This is a genomic window from Pseudomonas sp. NFACC37-1 (assembly GCF_900101575.1).
Taxonomy (GTDB): Bacteria; Pseudomonadota; Gammaproteobacteria; order Pseudomonadales; family Pseudomonadaceae; genus Aquipseudomonas; species Aquipseudomonas fluorescens_AA.
This window is the reverse complement of sequence record NZ_FMUZ01000005.1, coordinates 73206-91465: the sequence shown is the minus strand read 5'-3', so window position 1 is coordinate 91465 and position 18260 is coordinate 73206. Positions and strand designations below refer to the sequence as shown.

Here is an 18260-nt window from a genome sequence, read left to right as displayed (position 1 = left end):
CAGTGAACGCCGCTTGGCAATCCTCCTTTTTCCACCGGCCGCTGGACGGTCGGTCGGGTTGTTGGATGGGGCAGGGCTACCGCCTGTGAAAAGGTGTGGTTAAATACGTGACCGGGCGTTCGCAAAACGCCCCGGCAGGCTTGACAACCCCTAGGCTGAAACGTATGTTTCAAACAAGTGTTTGTCAGGCGGAGTAACCATGGCCCAGTCGGAAACCGTTGAACGCATTCTCGATGCTGCCGAGCAGTTGTTCGCGGAAAAAGGTTTCGCCGAAACCTCATTGCGTCTGATCACCAGCAAGGCCGGCGTCAACCTGGCGGCGGTGAATTATCACTTCGGCTCGAAAAAGGCCTTGATCCAAGCAGTCTTCTCGCGCTTCCTCGGGCCTTTCTGCCTCAGCCTCGATCGTGAACTGGAGCGGCGCCAGGCCAAGCCTGACGTCAAGCCTACCCTGGAAGAGCTGCTGGAAATCCTGGTCGAGCAAGCCCTTGTCGTGCAACCGCGCAGCGGTAACGACCTGTCCATTTTCATGCGCCTGCTGGGCCTGGCCTTCAGCCAGAGCCAGGGCCACCTGCGGCGTTACCTGGAAGACATGTACGGCAAGGTGTTTCGTCGCTACATGCTGTTGGTCAACGAGGCTGCACCGCGCATCCCGCCCATCGAATTGTTCTGGCGAGTGCACTTCATGCTCGGCGCCGCCGCGTTCAGCATGTCCGGGATCAAGGCGCTGCGGGCCATCGCTGAAACCGATTTTGGCGTGAACACGTCGATCGAGCAGGTGATGCGCCTGATGGTGCCGTTCCTGGCGGCTGGCATGCGTGCCGAAAGCGGCGTCACCGATGAGGCCATGGCGGCCGCGCAACTGCGTCCACGCAGCAAGTCGACGCCGGCGCTGGCCAAGGCTTGAGTGCGCGGGTGGGCGCGGCTGCCCACATCCGCTAAGCTAGCCGCCCATGCCGACTCTCGTTTCGAACCCGTTCCATTCTTTAGTGCCTGACCACGACTTGCCGGGCCTTGCGCCTGGCAGTTTGCTCATGCCTGCGTCACCTCGCGGGTTCATCGTTATTAAGGAAATGCTATGACTGCTGGCCTGCAAGGCTCGTTGATGGTGGACGTCGCCGGTACCTGGCTGACGGCCGAAGATCGCCACCTGTTACGCCAGCCAGAGGTGGGCGGCCTGATCATTTTTGCCCGCAATATCGAGCATCCGCGGCAAGTGCGCGAGCTGAGCGCGTCGATCCGCGCCATTCGTCCCGACCTTCTATTGGCCGTGGACCAGGAAGGTGGCCGCGTTCAACGGCTGCGCCAGGGGTTTGTGCGGTTGCCGGCGATGCGGGCGATAGCCGACAACCCGAACGCCGAATACCTGGCCGAGCAGTGCGGCTGGATCATGGCCACCGAAGTGTTGGCGGTTGGTCTCGACTTGAGTTTTGCCCCGGTGCTGGATCTCGACTACCAGCGCAGCGCCGTCGTCGGCAGTCGTTCCTTCGAAGGCGACCCCGAGCGCGCGGCGTTGCTGGCCGGTGCCTTCATCCGTGGAATGAGCGCCGCCGGCATGGCCGCCACCGGCAAGCACTTCCCGGGGCATGGTTGGGCCGAGGCCGATTCCCATGTGGCGATTCCGACCGATGAGCGCAGCCTCGAACAGATTCGGGCCAACGACCTGGTACCGTTTGCCAGGTTGAGCAAGCAACTGGCCGCCGTGATGCCGGCCCATGTCATCTATCCGCAGGTTGACGCCAATCCAGCCGGGTTTTCCCGCCGCTGGTTGCAGGACATCCTGCGCGGCGATTTGCAGTTCGATGGCGTGATTTTCAGCGACGATTTGTCGATGGCCGGTGCCCATGTGGTCGGTGATGCCGCCAGTCGTATCGAGGCGGCGTTGACGGCGGGTTGCGACATGGGGCTGGTGTGCAATGATCGCGCCGCCGCGGAGTTGGCCTTGAGCGCTGCCCAACGCCTGAAGGTCAAGCCTTCGGCGCGGATCGCCCGTATGCGCGGCCAGGCCTATGCTTCCACGGAATACCGCCAGGACCCTCGTTGGCTGGCGGCGCTCGGCGCGCTGAGGGCTGCCCAGCTGATTGATTAGCGCTGAGCAATGTGGGAAGGCATACAGTCAACATCTACGCCCGCTGAACCACCGCTATCGCGAGCAAGCTAGGCTCCCACAAGAATTGAGGGGGTCAGCGCTTTTCCAGCTTGTCCGGCAGAGGGGCGAACAGCGCCTCGATATCGTCGCTCTGCAATTTCCAATCTCCGGCCACGCGTCCGTCCAGCACGCCGGCCGCGAGGTCGGACTTTTCCTTTTGCAGCAGCTGGATCTTCTCTTCCACCGTACCTCGGGCAATCAGCTTGTAGACGAACACCGGCTTTTCCTGGCCGATGCGGTAGGCACGGTCGGTCGCCTGGTTTTCGGTGGCCGGGTTCCACCATGGGTCGTAGTGAATCACCGTGTCGGCCTCGGTCAGGTTCAGGCCTACGCCACCGGCCTTCAGGCTGATCAGAAAGATCTGACGCTTGCCACTCTGGAACTCCTTGACGGGCGTACGACGGTCCCGGGTCTGGCCCGTCAGGATGGCGTAATCGACACCGCGTTTCTTCAACTCATCTTCAATCAGCGCCAACATGGACGTGAACTGGGAAAACAGCAGCACCCGACGGCCTTCTTCAAACAGCTCGTCGAGCATTTCCATCAGACTGTCGAGCTTGCCCGAGGTGCTGCCTCGGGCGGGCAGGGTGGCGTCGTTGATCAGGCGCAGGTCGCAACACACCTGGCGCAGCTTGAGCAGTGCCTCGAGAATGATGATCTGGCTGCGGGCCACGCCTTTGCGCGTGATCTCGTCGCGGACCTTCTTGTCCATCGCCAGGCGCATGGTTTCGTAGACGTCCCGCTGGGCATCGCTGAGTTCGACCCAATGGATGATCTCGGTCTTGGGCGGCAGCTCGGTCGCCACTTGTTCCTTGGTCCGCCGCAGCAGGAAGGGTTTTATCCGACCGTTGAGGTGCTGCAGTCGTACATCGCTGCCGCGCTTTTCGATCGGTACGCGGTAATCGCGGTTGAAACTCTTGACATCCCCGAGCCAGCCCGGCAGCAGGAAGTGAAACAACGACCACAGTTCGCCTAGGTGGTTTTCCAGGGGCGTACCGGACAGGCACAGCCGCTGGCGGGCGTTCAGCTCGCGGGCGGCCTGGGCGGCTTTGCTGGTGGGGTTCTTGATGTACTGGGCTTCATCGAGGATCAGCACGTGCAATGGCTGCGCGGCCAGGCGTTCGACATCCTTGGGTAGCAGGGCATAGGTGGTGAGGACCAGGTCGTAATCGGCCAGTCGTTCGAAATGCTTTTTGCGCCCGGCGCCATACAGGGCCAGTACCTTGAGTTGCGGTGTGAAGTGAGCGGCCTCGTCGAGCCAGTTGGGAATCAGGCTGGTGGGCATCACCACCATGCACGGGCGATCGAGACGCCCAGCGTTTTTTTCACTGAGAATATGCGCCAGGGTCTGTAGGGTTTTACCCAGGCCCATGTCGTCCGCGAGGATGCCGCCGACTTCCAGCTGTCGCAGTGATTGCATCCAGCTCAAGCCTTCGAGTTGATAAGGCCGTAGCGTCGCATTCAGGCCTTCAGGCGCGCTGGCGGTGTAATCCTTGATATCCCGCAGGCGTTGGGCCAGGCCGCGAATGTGTTCGCCACCTTCCCAGGTCAGGGGCATGTCTTGCAGCGGGTTCAGGCGCAAGGCGTCCGCGCTGTTGAGGCGCAGTTTGGTGGTGCCGGGTTCTTGCAGGTAGAACTCGCCCAGGGTCGCCAGCACCGGTTTCAGCCGGCCATAGGGCAGGGCCACCTGCTGCGGGCCGAACTCAGAGTTCGGGCGGTTGGGCAGGTTGACCAGAATCAGTTCATCGTCCCGGCGCCTGGCCAGGCGTTCCGGGTTGAACAACTCGATGTGCGAGCGCATCAGGTTCAACAGGATTGGCAGCAGGCTCAGGCGCTCGCCGTTGACGATGATCCCCAGTTCCAGGTCGAACCAATCCCGTTCCGGTGTTTCCTCGACCGTGGCGTACCACTCGTCCACGGCCGTCAGGTCGAAGCCGAAGTCCTCGTCGATCTGCAATTCCCAGCCCTGGGTGCGCAGTTTCGGCAGGTCGTTGAGGGTGAACGTCAGCCAGGCGCTGTCGTTGACCATTTCGTACAGTTCGCCAGCGCTTTCCGGCAGGGCCTTGCTTTGTCGGGTCGCAACCTTGAAGCCGAGGATTCGCAGCTGTTCGCGGTAGGACTGTTCCACATCGGTGTGGCGTTTTATCCGCAGCGTCTGGGTTTCCTGGCGAATCAGCACATCGGTGTTGCGCTGGCCGCTGACGTACTCGTCCAGATAACTGAAGGACAAGGCGGCGCGGTGCTGGATGTAGCGTTGCATCTTGCCGTTGCGTGGCTCGAAGGCGCTGAACTCGATACTGGCCAGCCACAGGCGCGGCACCGGTTGTACGTTGTCCACCAGCACTTGCGGTGGGGCCTTGGGGGTGCGGTTGTCCAGCACGGCCTGGAGTTTTTCCAGCAGTTGCGCGTCTTTTTCGGCGGCCGGGTAGGCCAGGGTTTCCTGGACTTGCAGCAGCACCGCCGCGCAATGCTTGCAGTTGATGCGCACCGGGCAGGAGCACGCGGCTTCGAGCAGAATCAACGCGCCCTTGGCTGACTCTTTAAGGCGAATGGTCTGACGGTAGACGTTACCGCCAGAGCCTTCGCAACTGGCGGTGATGGTGCTGTCGCCGGCCTCGACGATCCTGACGCGGTTTTCCAGCGCGTAACGGCGTCCGCGCTCCAGGCTCTGTTCCTTGAATCGATTGACCCAGGAAGGTGCCAGGGGTTTGCTCAGGGGCGAGGGCATAGGCGCGCCAATCAGTCCGGAATGACTTCAGGTGCCTGCCGTGGCGCGGGCGCGGTCAGCGAGGTGATCTTGATCAGCAGGCCGAGGTGACCGTTATCGAGGAAATTCAGTTGGCCATTCTTGGTATGGCTCTGCTGTTTGAGGCGCTCGCTGGCGGTGACCAGGCCATTGGCGTCGATCTGGTTGATCCAGAAATCGGCATCCACGTCGGTGAAACGGCCCAGTTTCAGTTCCAGGGTGCCCTCGATGGGGAATTGGCCGAACTGTTCGGCACCGTCGCTGATGGCGACTTTGCGGCCCTGTTCACCGAGCGTCTGCTGCCAGGCCTTGTGCATCAGTACCGTGTATTGGCCGCTGGCGGTGAGTTTCTCGACGATGTTGCCCAGGGCCGGCGTGCGCTGGCTTTCCGCACCCAGGCGTTGCGCGCCGGCGTCCCAGTCTTCCGGTGCGGCGCGGCTGACAATCGCCGGCTCGGCGTTCTGGCGGACCAGAATCATTTCAACCTGATACAGGTCATCGGCAAACGCCAGGGGAGCGACCAGGGTCAACAACAAGGTCAGTGAGCGAAACAGGCGCATGGGGCGTCCTTCAAGCAGTGGTCGGAGTGAGGCGCTCGAACAGCGCCTCTACGGTATTGAAACGCTCTTCCGCGCGTTCCATGGGCACCATGAATTTGAACATCGTGGCCCCTTCGAATTTGTAGCGTTTGGGCTGGCCTTGGATCAACTTGATCAGCACCAGCGGGTCGACCGGAGTCTGGGCTTCGAACTCGATCCGGCCGCCGTTGGGGCCGCCATCGACTTTCTTGATGCCCAGTTGCTCGGCCTTGAGCTTGAGCAGCGTGGTGCGCACCAGGTTCTTGGTCGGTTCCGGCAGCAGGCCGAAGCGGTCGATCATCTCCACCTGCAGGTCCTTGAGGCCCTCCTCGTCGCTGGCCGAGGCGATGCGTTTGTAGAGAATCAGCCGTGCGTGGACGTCCGGCAGGTAGTCTTCCGGGATCAACGCTGGCACGCGCAGATTGATTTCCGGCCCGCCGCCCAGGGGTTGATCGAGGTTCGGCTGTTCGCCCTTGCGGATCGACTTGACCGCCCGTTCGAGCATTTCCATGTACAGGGTGAAGCCGACGGCCTGGATCTGGCCACTCTGGCCGTCGCCGAGCAATTCGCCGGCGCCACGGATTTCCAGGTCGTTGGTGGCCAGCACGAAGCCGGCACCGAGGTCCTGGGTGTTGGCGATGGCTTCCAGGCGCTTTTCCGCATCCGGGGTGATTTGCTGGCGCGGTGGCGTCAACAGGTAGGCATAGGCCTGGTGGTGGCTACGACCGACCCGGCCGCGCAACTGGTGCAGTTGGGCCAGGCCGAATTTGTCGGCGCGCTCGATGATGATGGTGTTGGCGCTCGGTACGTCGATGCCGGTCTCGATGATGGTCGAGGCGATCAGCACGTTGAAGCGTTTGTGGTAGAAGTCGCTCATCACCTGTTCGAGTTCACGTTCGCGCATCTGCCCGTGGCCGATGCCGATGCGCGCTTCCGGCACCAGTTCGGCCAGGTCGGCGGCGCATTTCTCGATGGTCTTCACGTCGTTGTGCAGGTAATAGACCTGGCCACCACGCAGCAGCTCACGCAGCAAGGCTTCCTTGACCGTGCTTTTGTTCTGCTCCATGACAAAGGTGCGCACCGACAGGCGCCGGGCCGGCGGCGTGGCGATGATCGACAGGTCGCGCATGCCCGACACCGCCATGTTCAGCGTGCGGGGGATCGGCGTGGCGGTCAGGGTCAGGATGTCGACTTCGCTGCGCAGGGCCTTGAGCTGTTCTTTCTGGCGCACGCCAAAACGGTGTTCTTCGTCGATGATCACCAGCCCCAGGTTCTTGATCTTCACGTCGTCCTGCAGCAGCTTGTGCGTGCCGATGACGATGTCGATCTTGCCCTCGGCCAGTTCGGCCACGGCGGCGTTCACTTCCTTGGTGGATTTGAAGCGGCTCATCACTTCCACGGTCACCGGCCAGTCGGCGAAGCGGTCGCGGAAACTGTTGTAGTGCTGCTGGGCGAGCAGGGTGGTCGGGACCAGGATCGCCACCTGCTTGCCACCGTGCACGGCAATGAACGCGGCACGCATTGCCACTTCGGTCTTGCCGAAGCCCACGTCGCCGCACACCAGTCGGTCCATGGGCTTGGGCGCGAGCATGTCGGCGCGCACGGCTTCGATGGTGGTCTGCTGGTCGACGGTTTCTTCGAACGGGAAACCGGCGCTGAAGGTTTCGTAGTCGGCTTTCGGATCGGCGAAGGCGTAGCCCTCGCGGGCGGCGCGACGGGCGTAAATGTCCAGCAGTTCGGCGGCCACGTCGCGCACCTGTTCGGCCGCCTTGCGCTTGGCTTTCTGCCACGTTTCCGAGCCCAGGCGATGCAGTGGGGCGAGGGCGTCGTCGCTGCCGGTGTAGCGGGCGATCAGGTGCAGGTTCGCCACCGGCACGTAGAGCTTGGCGCCCTCGGCGTATTCCAGGGTCAGGAACTCGGCTGCCTGGTTGTCGATTTCCAGTGTCGCCAGGCCCAGGTAGCGGCCCACGCCGTGGTCGATGTGCACCACCGGCGCGCCTTCGCGCAGCTCGGTGAGGTTCTTGATGACGGCGTCGTTGGCGGCGTCGGCGCGTTTCTCGCGACGGCGGCGCTGCATGACGCGCTGGCCGAACAAAGGACTTTCCGCCACCAGTGCGAGGGCCGGGTCATCCAGGACCAAGCCGTCGTTCAACGGCGCGATGGTGATCGCCAGGCGATCCTTGCCGGCGACGAAGTCCGGCCAACTGTCCACTGTCTTCGGCCGCAGCTTCAGGCGTTCGAGCAGTTCCAACAGCACTTCGCGACGCCCCGCGGATTCAGCGGTGAACAGGACGCGACCGGGGAATGCGTCGAGAAAGCCCGCCAGTGCCGCCAATGGCTGCGTGGCCTTGGCTTCGATGGCCAGGTCCGGCAACGCCTTGGCCGGGAAGCGTTCACGGCCGACGCCGGTTTCCACGTCCTGCTGGCTTGCCACCACCCGCGGCCAGCTCTTGAGGCGGGCAAAGCAGTCTTCCACCGGCAGGAACAGTTCGGCCGGCGGTAATAAAGGCCGGGAAGGGTCGACGCGACGCTCTTCGTAGCGGTTGCGCACGTCGTTCCAGAAGTTTTCCGCTGCCTGCTCGATGCCCGGCAGGGAAAACACCTGGGTGTCCTGGGGCAGGTAATCGAACAGGGTGGAGGTTTCTTCGAAAAACAGCGGCAGGTAATACTCGATACCGGCGGGGGTGATCCCGCTGCTCAGGTCCTGGAAGATCGGGCAGCGGCGGAAATCCACATCGAAGCGCTCGCGAAAGCGCGCCTTGAAACGGGTCACGGCGTCTTTCTGCAGCGGGAACTCCTTGGCCGGCAACAGGCGGATCGACTGCACTTTGTCGATGGAGCGCTGGTTTTCCGGGTCGAAGGTGCGCAGGGTCTCGATTTCGTCATCGAACAGGTCGATGCGATAGGGCAGTTTGCTGCCCATCGGGAACAGGTCGATCAAGGCGCCACGCACCGCGAACTCGCCGTGCTCGTACACCGTGTCGACGCAACGATAGCCACTGGCCTCGAGGCGAGTGCGCATTTGCTCGACGTCGAGCTTCTGGCCGATGTCCAGCACCAGGCTGCTGCCGAGCAGGAATTGGGTCGGGGCCAGGCGATGTAGGGCCGTGGTGATCGGCACTACCAAAACGCCATGACTGAGCTCCGGCAGCCGATAAAGGCTGGCGATTCGCTGGGAAATGATGTCCTGGTGCGGTGAAAACAGATCGTAGGGCAGGGTTTCCCAGTCCGGGAAATGCAAGACCGGCAAATCCGGAGCGAAAAAACTCAGCTCCTGTTCCAACCGTTCGGCGCTTTGGCTGTCGGCGGTCAGTAGCAGGGTAAAACGCTTTGCAGCGCTGGCAGCCTCGGCGATGGCCAGGCTCAGGGCGGCACCGGGCAGATTGCCCCAGTGCTGTTTACCTGCCGCGGCAGGGAGAAGCGGAAGACGCAGAACGGGCACGGAAGATTGAGCTCCAGCATTGCGACAAAGTCGACAATTGTAGCGGGGGAAGGGGGCTGCTGTCAGTCGCAGACTACCCAGGCCGGCAGGAAAACCACGGCGCGACGGGCGCGCATTGCTCCGCCGAGGACTCGGCGGCATAATGTAGCCCCTTTTTTCAGCCCCTACATGTGGAAGGTTACCGTGACTCAGAAGCCCGACCAGTGTCTTGGTGAATGGATTGATCGTGAAGCGCTCGCCGAAGCGATGATCCCTCTCATCGGTCAGCTCTACCGCAATAACAACGTGGTGAGCTCGATCTATGGCCGCAGCCTGATCAACCAGTCTGTCATCGCGATCCTCAAAGCCCACCGCTTTGCTCGCCACCGTTCTTCCGACGACAGCGAACTCTCCGTCCACGAAACATTCCCACTGCTCAAGGCCATGAGCGAGCTCAAGCTCGGCGCGGCGTCGGTGGACCTGGGCAAGTTGGCGTTCAAGTTCCGCAACGAAGGCAATGGCCGTAGCGCCGAGCAGTTCGTTCGTGAAGAGATGGCTGATGTGGTTGGCCAGCAGAACGTTTCGGCTCGCAAAGGCACTGACGTGGTCCTGTACGGCTTCGGTCGTATCGGCCGTCTGCTGGCGCGCATCCTGATTGAAAAGACCGGTGGTGGCGACGGCCTGCGCCTGCGGGCCATCGTGGTGCGCAAGGGCGCCGAGAACGACCTGACCAAGCGTGCCAGCCTGCTGCGCCGTGACTCGGTCCATGGTTCGTTCAACGGCACTATCACCATCGACGAAGAAAACAACACCATCACCGCCAACGGCAACCTGATCCAGGTGATCTACGCGAAGAACCCGACCGAGGTTGACTACACCCAGTACGGTATCAAGGATGCGCTGCTGGTGGACAACACCGGTGTATGGCGTGACGCCGAAGGCCTGGGCCAGCACCTGGCTTGCCCGGGTGTCGACCGCGTTGTCCTGACCGCGCCAGGCAAGGGCAAGCTGAAGAACATCGTTCACGGCATCAACCACGGCGACATCACCGCTGACGACAAGATCGTTTCCGCCGCCTCTTGCACTACCAACGCCATCGTGCCGGTGCTCAAGGCCGTGAACGACAAGTTCGGCATCGTCAACGGTCACGTCGAAACGGTTCACTCGTACACCAACGACCAGAACCTGATCGACAACTTCCACAAGGGCGATCGCCGTGGCCGCAGTGCCGCGCTGAACATGGTCATCACCGAGACCGGTGCCGCCACCGCCGCCGCCAAGGCCCTGCCTGAACTGGCCGGCAAGCTGACCGGCAATGCGATCCGCGTGCCGACGCCGAACGTGTCGATGGCGATTCTCAACCTGAACCTTGAGAAAGCCGCCACCCGTGAAGAGATGAACGAGTACCTGCGCTACATGGCGCTGCACTCCGATCTGCACAAGCAGATCGACTTCGTCAATTCCCAGGAAGTGGTCTCCACCGACTTCGTGGGCTCGCGCCACGCCGGTGTCGTGGATGCCGAGGCCACCATCAGCCAAGACAACCGCGTTGTCCTGTACGTCTGGTACGACAATGAGTTCGGTTACAGCTGCCAGGTGGTTCGCGTGATGGAAGACATGGCCGGGGTAAACCCGCCAGCGTTCCCGCGCTAAGCCTTAGCCGCTTGTGAAAACGCCCCGACTTGTCGGGGCGTTTTTGTATCTGGAGGTTTTGTGTTGAGTGTCCCGGCCTCTTCGCGAGCAAGCCCGCTCCCACAGTTGACCGAGTTGTTGCCGATGTATGCGTTCCAATGTGGGAGCGGGCTTGCTCGCGAAGGAATCTATCAGGCGCCGCTCGCCATCGAAGCTTGCGCGGTCCGCAATTCATGCCGATTGCCCTTGAACAACACCAGGGTCGCAATCAAGCCCAGCACCGCCGCCCCACTGAGCCATATCCCCGGTGCAGCCTTGTTGTCGAGCACATGGATCAGGTAGGTACAGGCTGCCGGAGTAAATCCGCCGAACGTTGCCGTCGCCAGGCTGTAGGCCAGGGAGAAACCGGTGGTGCGCACTTCAACCGGCATGATTTCCGTCAAGGCCACCACCATCGCACCGTTGTAGGATCCGTACAGGAACGACAACCACAGCTCGACGATCAGCAAATGGCTGAAGCTGGGGTTGGCTACCAGCCAGGACAGCGCCGGATAGGCAGTCAGGATCGCCAGGATCGTCGCACCGAGCAGCAGGGGTTTGCGTCCGATCTTGTCGGAAAACGCCCCCATCACAGGCAGCCAGAAGAAATTCGACAAGCCGATGCACACGGTGACCAGCAGCGCATCCAGGTCCGACAGGTTCAACTCGGCCTTGCCAAAGGTCGGTGTGTAGGCGGTGATCAGGTAGAACGACACGGTGGTCATCACCACCAGCGCCATGCCGGCCAAGACAATTCCAAAGTTCTGACCGATGGAGCGGACAATTTCCGACAGGGTGGGGCGGTGTTTTCTTGCTTGGAATTCAGGTGTTTCTTCCAGCGAACGACGAATCATGAAGATGGCCGGGACAATCATGCACCCCACCAGGAACGGTACGCGCCAGCCCCAATCGCCCATCTCCTGGGGGCTCAGCCAGTGATTGAGGCCAACCCCCAGCAGGCCGGCAAACACCACGGCCGCCTGTTGGCTGGCGGATTGCCAACTGACAAAGAACCCCTTGCGCCCCGGCGTGGAGATTTCCGCCAGGTAGACCGACACACCGCCCAGCTCCACGCCCGCGGAGAAGCCTTGCAGCAATCGGCCCAGCAGCACCAGCAAGGGGGCCGTCACGCCGAGGACGGCGTAGCCTGGCACGCAGGCGATCAGTATGGTGCCCATGGCCATCATCGCCAGGGTGATGATCAAGCCTTTGCGGCGGCCGTGGCGGTCGATGTAGGCACCAAGGAAAATCGCCCCCAGGGGACGCATCAGGAACCCGGCACCGAACGTGGCCAGGGACAGCATCAGCGAGGCGAATGCACTGTCGGCGGGGAAGAACGTCTTGGCGATGGCCGTGGCGTAGAAGCCGTAGACCATGAAGTCGAACATCTCCAGGAAGTTGCCGCTGACAACGCGAAAAATCGCCTTGCCGTTGCTTGTGGTGGAAGGCATGGGTAGGTACTCACTCTGACAAATCTTGTATGAAAGCGCTGCACCCTGTGGGAGCGAGCTTGCTCGCGATAACGGTGGATCAACCAGCATCGATGTGGCTGACGCACCGCCATCGCGAGCAAGCTCGCTCCCACAGGTTCGCGCATGCACGCGCTGAAGCTCATAATGGCCGGCGCGGTTTTGAGGGGAGATGAAGATTTGTTAACTGGACGGTGGGGAAAGCTTGTGGTGCTGGCCGGCGTGTTGTCCGGTTGTGGCGGCGGCGACACCCTGGAACGTTTCGATGGCCCGACCATGGGCAGCCATTATTCCATTCAGTACGTCAGGCATTCGGCCGGGCCCGCGCTGAAAACGGTGCAGGTCGAGGTGGAAAACATCCTTGCCGAAGTGGATCGGCAATTCTCGACCTATCGCAGTGACTCGGACATTGAGCGTTTCAATGCATTACCGGCCAATAGCTGCCAGGTCATGCCGGGGCCGGTCCTCGAATTGATTCGGGTCGGTGAACAGTTATCCATTCAAAGCGACGGCTCGTTCGATTTGACAGTGGAGCCGCTGCTGAACCTGTGGGGCTTCGGTCCCCAATCCCGAGAAGAGAAAGTGCCGACCACGCAAGCCTTGGCCCAGGTGCGACAGCGCGTCGGGCATGGTCATTTGCGCATCGACGGCGACCGGTTGTGCAAGGACGCTGCGGTGGAAGTCGACTTCAACAGCATCGCCGCCGGTTATGCCGTCGACCGGATCGCCGCCAGGCTCCAGGCCCTGGGCATCGACAGTTACCTGGCCGAAGCCACCGGGGAGCTCAAGGCGGTTGGGCGCAAACCCGATGGTTCGGCCTGGCGCATCGCCCTGGAAGAGCCCCGGGATGACCGGCAAGTGGCGGAGCGTGTCATCGAGGTCAACGGCTACGGCGTTTCCACCTCGGGTGACTACCGTCATTATTTCGAGCAGGGCGGTCAGCGTTATTCCCACACCTTTGATGCACGTACTGGTGCGCCGGTCCTACATAACCTGGCGTCAGTCACGGTGATTCATCCTTCGGCGCTGATGGCCGATGGACTATCGACGCTGTTGCTGATTCTCGGCCCTGAACGGGGTTGGGACTATGCCCAGAAACAGGGCGTCGGGGTATTTTTCGTATTGCGGGACAATGACCGTTTCGTCGTTCGCACCAATGAAGCATTTGAACGGATGACGGGCGGAAAACCTCAATGATGACAGCGCCCTGAAAGGTCACCTGTGGCGAAATAGCGCAGGCAAAACTAGCCTACGACGCGACCAAGGGGTAATGTGCGCGGCGTTGACGCTTCTATAGACTGTGGCCGGGCTCGTGAACCGGCCCCAAATTGTTCCTTCATGCCGCAGGCCGGCATGATTTAGCCGTCGATGCCTAGTGAGGTGTCGCGGCCTGTTCTGAGGAGTACGCATGGCTGTCTACAACTACGACGTGGTGGTACTGGGCTCCGGCCCGGCGGGGGAAGGCGCGGCAATGAACGCGGCCAAGGCAGGGCGCAAGGTGGCGATGGTCGACAGCCGTCGGCAGGTCGGCGGCAACTGCACCCACTTGGGTACCATCCCGTCCAAGGCCTTGCGTCACTCGGTCCGGCAGATCATGCAGTTCAACACCAACCCGATGTTCCGGGCCATCGGCGAGCCGCGCTGGTTCTCCTTCCCGGACGTGCTCAAGAGCGCCGAGAAGGTGATCTCCAAGCAAGTGGCCTCGCGCACCGGCTACTACGCCCGCAACCGTGTGGACGTATTCTTCGGCACGGGCAGCTTTGCCGACGAGCAGACTGTGGAAGTGGTCTGCGGCAATGGCGTGGTCGAGAAGCTGGTGGCCAAGCACATCATCATCGCCACCGGTTCGCGCCCCTATCGCCCGGCCGACATCGATTTCAACCATGCGCGGATCTACGATAGCGACACCATCCTGAGCCTGGGTCACACCCCGCGTAAGCTCATCGTCTACGGTGCCGGCGTGATCGGTTGCGAATACGCCTCGATCTTCAGCGGCCTGGGTGTGCTGGTGGAACTGGTGGATAACCGCGGCCAGTTGTTGAGCTTCCTGGACTCGGAAATCTCCCAGGCCCTGAGCTATCACTTCAGCAACAACAACATCACCGTGCGCCACAATGAAGACTACGACCGGGTCGAAGGCGTCGACAATGGCGTGATCCTGCACCTCAAGTCCGGCAAGAAGATCAAGGCCGACGCCTTGCTCTGGTGCAACGGCCGTACCGGCAACACCGACACCCTGGGCCTGGAAAACATCGGCGTGAAGGTCAACAGCCGCGGCCAGATCGAAGTCGACGAGAACTACCGCACCTGCGTGCCGAACATCTACGGTGCCGGTGACGTGATCGGCTGGCCGAGCCTGGCCAGTGCCGCCCACGACCAGGGCCGCTCGGCCGCCGGCAGCATTGTCGACAACGGCAGCTGGCGCTTCGTCAACGACGTGCCGACCGGCATCTACACCATTCCGGAAATCAGCTCGATCGGCAAGAACGAGCAGGAACTGACCCAGGCCAAGGTGCCGTACGAAGTGGGCAAGGCGTTCTTCAAGAGCATGGCGCGCGCGCAGATCGCCGGCGAGCCGCAAGGCATGCTGAAGATCCTGTTCCATCGCGAGACCCTGGAAGTGCTGGGTGTGCACTGCTTCGGCTACCAGGCGTCGGAGATCGTGCACATCGGCCAGGCGATCATGAACCAGCCGGGCGAGCTGAACACGCTGAAGTACTTCGTCAACACCACGTTCAACTACCCGACCATGGCCGAAGCCTATCGGGTAGCGGCCTATGACGGGCTCAACCGGCTTTTTTGAGCGGCTCCGGCCGGTGGCCTGAGCCGGCCGGGGAGACCGATTTCAGCCCTTCCCGAGGGTGGCAGTGGCCAAACCGGGAAAGTCTGTAATCAGGCTGTCAGCGCCAAAGTCGGCGAGCCTGCGCATCAGCGCGGGCTCGTTGACGGTCCACACCGACACATGCAGCCCCTGGCGCTGCGCCTTGATCAGGCGTTCCGGCGTGCATAGGGTCCAGTTCAGCGCCAGAATCTCGCAGCCGTAGCTCTGGGCGACCTTCAACGGGTCGAGCCAGGCGTATTCGGCCACCAGTCCGCGGGAGATGTCGGGGGTCAGGTCCAGGGCCGCCTTGAGCACTTCCCGGGAACTGGACGTGATGGTGATCTTGTCCAGCAGCCCGAAACGCTGGGCCATTTCGCGGATGCCCAGCACCGTGGCCGCAGCGCGGGTGCGCGAAGCACTCTTGACCTCCAGTTGCCAGTGCTCGAAATCACACTTCTCGAACAGCTCCTCCAGGCGTGGGATCGGGCACGGCTTGATCCAGCCCGGGCCACCCTTGCGCGCATCGTAGGTCGCCAGCTCGGCGGCGGAATGTTCCACCACCTTTCCGCGGCGGTCCGTGGTGCGCTTGAGGGTCGGGTCGTGGATGACCATCAACTCGCCGTCCATCGAAAGATGCAGGTCCAGTTCGCAACGGCGTACGCCGTGCTTGAGGCACTCCTGAAAACCGGTCAGGGTGTTTTCCGGCGCTTCGCCCTTGGCGCCGCGGTGGCCATAAATGAGGGTCACGGTTCTTCCTTATTGATACCTGATTCGGTCAGTTCCCGGGCCAGGCGCCGTTCTTGCGCCTGTTTCTGCAGGATGTAGCGGGCCAGCAACTGGCGCTGGGCGTCGGTGGGGCGTTCGAACTCGGTGCCCACGTCGTAGCCGTCGCTCTTGGGGTCACAGTGGGTGACCCGCGCTCGCAGCAGCAAGCCGAGGGCCTGGGGCATCAGCACCAGCTTGATCGACAAGTGGGCGCCGACGGCGATTGGGGTGGGGTATTGGAAGTCGACGCCACCTTCGGAAATGATCACCGGCTGCGGTTCGCCGATTTCGCCGAGCACCGTCAGGGCAATGACCTGGCTGAGCAGGTCGATGCGTTTGTTCATCGCCTTGAGGTACGCCGCGACGCTGCGTTCGCGCTCGCTGATCTGGCGCAGCAGGTGCTGTGACTCGAATTCGCTCAGGTGCAGTTCACTGAGCAGATTGAACAGTGGAGAAGCATCCTGCAACACTTCCTGGCCAGCAGCTTCAGGAATGGAGAGGGGCCGAATTTCCAGTGCGATCGTGTCCTCGATACGGTAGTATTCGCGGCGATCTTCTTCATCTAATGTCGACATGGCGAACCCATGGTAGCGGCGGTGGTCTGAGTGTAAAGCTGGTTTGTGACCCCCGCCACAAGGACGTTCCTTTTCCCTCCGAACAAGCCCCGACATGTTCAGACCTCTCTTCGTATTTATCGGCACGCGTTATACCCGTGCAAAGCGTCGCAATCATTTCGTATCGTTCATTTCCCTGACATCCATCATCGGACTGGCCCTTGGCGTGGTCGTGATGATCGTCGTGCTCTCGGTGATGAATGGCTTCGACCATGAGATGCGCACCCGCGTGCTGGGCATGGTGCCCCACGCGACCCTGGAAACCGGCGAAGCCATCAGCGATTGGCCGAGCCTGGCCGCCAAGGTCAAGCAGAACCCGCAGGTGCTGGCCGTGGCGCCATTCATCCAGATGCAGGGGTTGCTGACCAACGACGGCAAGGTGTCCAAGGTGTTGCTCAATGGCATCGACCCCGGGCTCGAGCGGCAGGTGTCGATCATCGATAACTTCATGCAGCAGGGCAAACTCGACGACCTGGCGCCCGGCAGCTTCGGTATCGTCATCGGCGACAAGGCCGCGGCCAAGCTCGGCGTTGCCATTGGCGACAAGCTGACCTTCGTCGCCCCGGAGGTCACCGTGACCCCGGGCGGCATGTTCCCGCGCATGAAACGCTTTACCGTGGTCGGCATCTTCCATGTCGGCGCCGGCGAGCTGGACGGTTACCTGGGGGTCACCAACCTCCAGGACCTGGCCCGCCTGCATCGCTGGAAACCGGATCAGGTCCAGGGCCTGCGGTTGAAGTTCGATGACCTGTTCCAGGCCCCGCGTGTGGCCTGGACCATCGCCCAGCAGCTTGGCGAAGACCGCTACTACGCCCGGGACTGGACCCGCACCCACGGCAACCTGTACCAGGCGATCCGTATGGAAAAAGCCATGATCGGCCTGTTGCTGTTGCTGATTGTCGCCGTGGCGGCGTTCAACATCATTTCCACGCTGGTGATGGTGGTGAACGACAAGAAGGGCGACATCGCGATTTTGCGCACCCTCGGTGCTACGCCAGGGCAGATCATGCGGATCTTCATGGTCCAGGGCACGGTTATCGGCGTGATTGGTACGTTCGTGGGAGCCCTGGTGGGAATGTTCGCGGCACTGAATGTCAGCGCCGCGATCGCCGCCCTCGAAGGCCTGATCGGGCACAAGTTTCTCAACGCCGACGTGTACTTCATCGACTACCTGCCATCGCAGTTGCAGTCCGATGACGTGTTGATGGTCTGCGGCGCCGCGTTGGTCCTGAGTTTCCTCGCCACCCTGTATCCTGCCTGGCGTGCCGCGCGCACCCAGCCTGCGGAGGCGTTACGTTATGAGTGAGTCGGGCATGAGTGAAAAAGCAATCTTGAGCTGCCGCAACCTGGGCAAATCCTACGAGGAAGGCCCGGAGTCGGTGGTGGTGTTGTCGGGCCTGCAACTGGAGCTGCACCCGGGCGAGCGCGTGGCGATTGTCGGCACCTCCGGGTCCGGCAAAAGTACCTTGCTCAACCTGCTGGGCGGCCTGGATACGCCAACCGCCGGCAGCGTCTGGCTGGCCGGCGAAGAACTGTCGGCGCTGAACGAGAAGGCCCGTGGCCTGCTGCGCAACCGTTCCCTGGGTTTCGTCTACCAGTTCCACCATTTGCTGCCCGAGTTCACCGCGCTGGAAAACGTCTGCATGCCGCTGTTGATCGGCCGCACGGCGATTCCCGAGGCCCGTCAGCGCGCCACGGCGTTGCTGGAGCGGGTTGGGCTGGGGCATCGCCTGGAACACAAGCCGGCCGAACTGTCCGGTGGCGAGCGCCAGCGTGTGGCGATTGCCCGGGCCCTGGTCAACAAGCCCGGTCTGGTGATGCTCGATGAGCCGACCGGCAACCTCGACTCCCACACCGCCCAAGGCATCCAGGACTTGATGCTGGAGCTCAGCACCTCGATGCGCACGGCGTTCCTGGTGGTGACCCACGACATGAACCTGGCCCGGCAGATGGACCGCGTCCTGCACTTGCAGGAAGGTTGCCTGACGCCCATCTGACCGACCGAAACCCGACACTTGGAAACAGT

The 18260-nt window shown here is 62.1% G+C and carries 13 protein-coding genes; 7 read left to right on the top strand and 6 right to left on the bottom strand.

Annotation, left to right across the window (positions count from 1 at the left end; genetic code table 11):
- The first annotated feature begins 199 nt into the window (after window positions 1-199).
- Together BLP82_RS08280 and nagZ are read left to right on the top strand one after the other, a co-directional pair.
- Window positions 200-907, top strand: a complete 708-nt coding sequence (locus BLP82_RS08280; protein WP_013692622.1) for a TetR/AcrR family transcriptional regulator — start codon at window positions 200-202, stop codon at window positions 905-907.
- A gap of 183 nt (window positions 908-1090) precedes the next feature.
- A complete protein-coding gene (gene nagZ, locus BLP82_RS08275; RefSeq protein WP_170842287.1) occupies window positions 1091-2089 on the top strand; it encodes a beta-N-acetylhexosaminidase in 999 nt (332 codons plus the stop codon).
- A 94-nt stretch (window positions 2090-2183) separates the two neighbouring features.
- Here the strand turns inward: nagZ and BLP82_RS08270 are convergent, their stop codons facing one another.
- From BLP82_RS08270 to mfd, 3 genes are read right to left on the bottom strand one after another with little or no spacing between them, the layout of a single operon-like run.
- Complete coding sequence (locus tag BLP82_RS08270; protein WP_092166603.1) at window positions 2184-4877, bottom strand: DEAD/DEAH box helicase; 2694 nt, start codon at window positions 4875-4877, stop codon at window positions 2184-2186.
- Between the two features lie 11 nt (window positions 4878-4888).
- A complete protein-coding gene (locus BLP82_RS08265) occupies window positions 4889-5455 on the bottom strand; it encodes a CsiV family protein (RefSeq protein ID WP_092166600.1) in 567 nt (188 codons plus the stop codon).
- Window positions 5456-5465: 10 nt separating this feature from the next.
- Entirely contained in the window at window positions 5466-8915 is a 3450-nt protein-coding gene (mfd, locus tag BLP82_RS08260; protein WP_092166598.1) for a transcription-repair coupling factor, read from the bottom strand.
- Between the two features lie 168 nt (window positions 8916-9083).
- Here mfd and BLP82_RS08255 point away from each other — a divergent pair, with 168 nt between their 5' ends.
- Window positions 9084-10547, top strand: coding sequence for a glyceraldehyde-3-phosphate dehydrogenase (locus tag BLP82_RS08255; protein WP_060738403.1), 1464 nt, complete (start codon window positions 9084-9086; stop codon window positions 10545-10547).
- Between the two features lie 170 nt (window positions 10548-10717).
- Here the strand turns inward: BLP82_RS08255 and BLP82_RS08250 are convergent, their stop codons facing one another.
- Entirely contained in the window at window positions 10718-12016 is a 1299-nt protein-coding gene (locus BLP82_RS08250; protein ID WP_092166595.1) for an MFS transporter, read from the bottom strand.
- A gap of 165 nt (window positions 12017-12181) precedes the next feature.
- Here BLP82_RS08250 and BLP82_RS08245 point away from each other — a divergent pair, with 165 nt between their 5' ends.
- On the top strand, window positions 12182-13231 hold the full coding sequence (locus BLP82_RS08245; RefSeq protein ID WP_371914125.1) for an FAD:protein FMN transferase: 1050 nt from the start codon (window positions 12182-12184) through the stop codon (window positions 13229-13231).
- Window positions 13232-13442: 211 nt separating this feature from the next.
- Window positions 13443-14837, top strand: a complete 1395-nt coding sequence (gene sthA, locus BLP82_RS08240; protein ID WP_003183399.1) for a Si-specific NAD(P)(+) transhydrogenase — start codon at window positions 13443-13445, stop codon at window positions 14835-14837.
- 42 nt (window positions 14838-14879) lie between these two features.
- Here sthA and BLP82_RS08235 read toward each other — a convergent pair whose 3' ends face one another.
- Together BLP82_RS08235 and BLP82_RS08230 are read right to left on the bottom strand one after the other, a co-directional pair.
- Window positions 14880-15602 (bottom strand): glycerophosphodiester phosphodiesterase, encoded by a 723-nt coding sequence (locus BLP82_RS08235; protein ID WP_092166589.1) that lies wholly within the window; start codon window positions 15600-15602, stop codon window positions 14880-14882.
- The gene (locus BLP82_RS08230) at window positions 15599-16195 is read right to left on the bottom strand and encodes a PilZ domain-containing protein (RefSeq protein ID WP_092166587.1); all 597 of its coding nucleotides are present in this window, start codon (window positions 16193-16195) and stop codon (window positions 15599-15601) included. Before BLP82_RS08230 ends, BLP82_RS08235 begins: the two co-directional genes overlap by 4 nt.
- A 94-nt stretch (window positions 16196-16289) precedes the next feature.
- Between BLP82_RS08230 and BLP82_RS08225 the strand changes: the two genes are divergently transcribed.
- Both BLP82_RS08225 and lolD read left to right on the top strand, forming a co-directional pair.
- A complete protein-coding gene (locus BLP82_RS08225; RefSeq protein WP_092166585.1) occupies window positions 16290-17540 on the top strand; it encodes a lipoprotein-releasing ABC transporter permease subunit in 1251 nt (416 codons plus the stop codon).
- 7 nt (window positions 17541-17547) lie between these two features.
- Window positions 17548-18231 (top strand): lipoprotein-releasing ABC transporter ATP-binding protein LolD, encoded by a 684-nt coding sequence (gene lolD, locus BLP82_RS08220; RefSeq protein ID WP_162843734.1) that lies wholly within the window; start codon window positions 17548-17550, stop codon window positions 18229-18231.
- The last annotated feature ends 29 nt before the right edge of the window (window positions 18232-18260 follow it).

What these genes read in the sequence shown, in the direction of transcription:
- BLP82_RS08265 (WP_092166600.1), bottom strand. Translation starts at nt 5,455, where the DNA reads ATGCGCCTGTTTCGCTCACTGACCTTGTTGTTGACCCTGGTCGCTCCC.
- lolD (WP_162843734.1), top strand. Translation starts at nt 17,548, where the DNA reads ATGAGTGAAAAAGCAATCTTGAGCTGCCGCAACCTGGGCAAATCCTAC.
- BLP82_RS08270 (WP_092166603.1), bottom strand. Translation starts at nt 4,877, where the DNA reads ATGCCCTCGCCCCTGAGCAAACCCCTGGCACCTTCCTGGGTCAATCGA.
- BLP82_RS08225 (WP_092166585.1), top strand. Translation starts at nt 16,290, where the DNA reads ATGTTCAGACCTCTCTTCGTATTTATCGGCACGCGTTATACCCGTGCA.
- sthA (WP_003183399.1), top strand. Translation starts at nt 13,443, where the DNA reads ATGGCTGTCTACAACTACGACGTGGTGGTACTGGGCTCCGGCCCGGCG.
- BLP82_RS08245 (WP_371914125.1), top strand. Translation starts at nt 12,182, where the DNA reads ATGGCCGGCGCGGTTTTGAGGGGAGATGAAGATTTGTTAACTGGACGG.
- BLP82_RS08230 (WP_092166587.1), bottom strand. Translation starts at nt 16,195, where the DNA reads ATGTCGACATTAGATGAAGAAGATCGCCGCGAATACTACCGTATCGAG.
- BLP82_RS08250 (WP_092166595.1), bottom strand. Translation starts at nt 12,016, where the DNA reads ATGCCTTCCACCACAAGCAACGGCAAGGCGATTTTTCGCGTTGTCAGC.
- BLP82_RS08280 (WP_013692622.1), top strand. Translation starts at nt 200, where the DNA reads ATGGCCCAGTCGGAAACCGTTGAACGCATTCTCGATGCTGCCGAGCAG.
- BLP82_RS08255 (WP_060738403.1), top strand. Translation starts at nt 9,084, where the DNA reads ATGTGGAAGGTTACCGTGACTCAGAAGCCCGACCAGTGTCTTGGTGAA.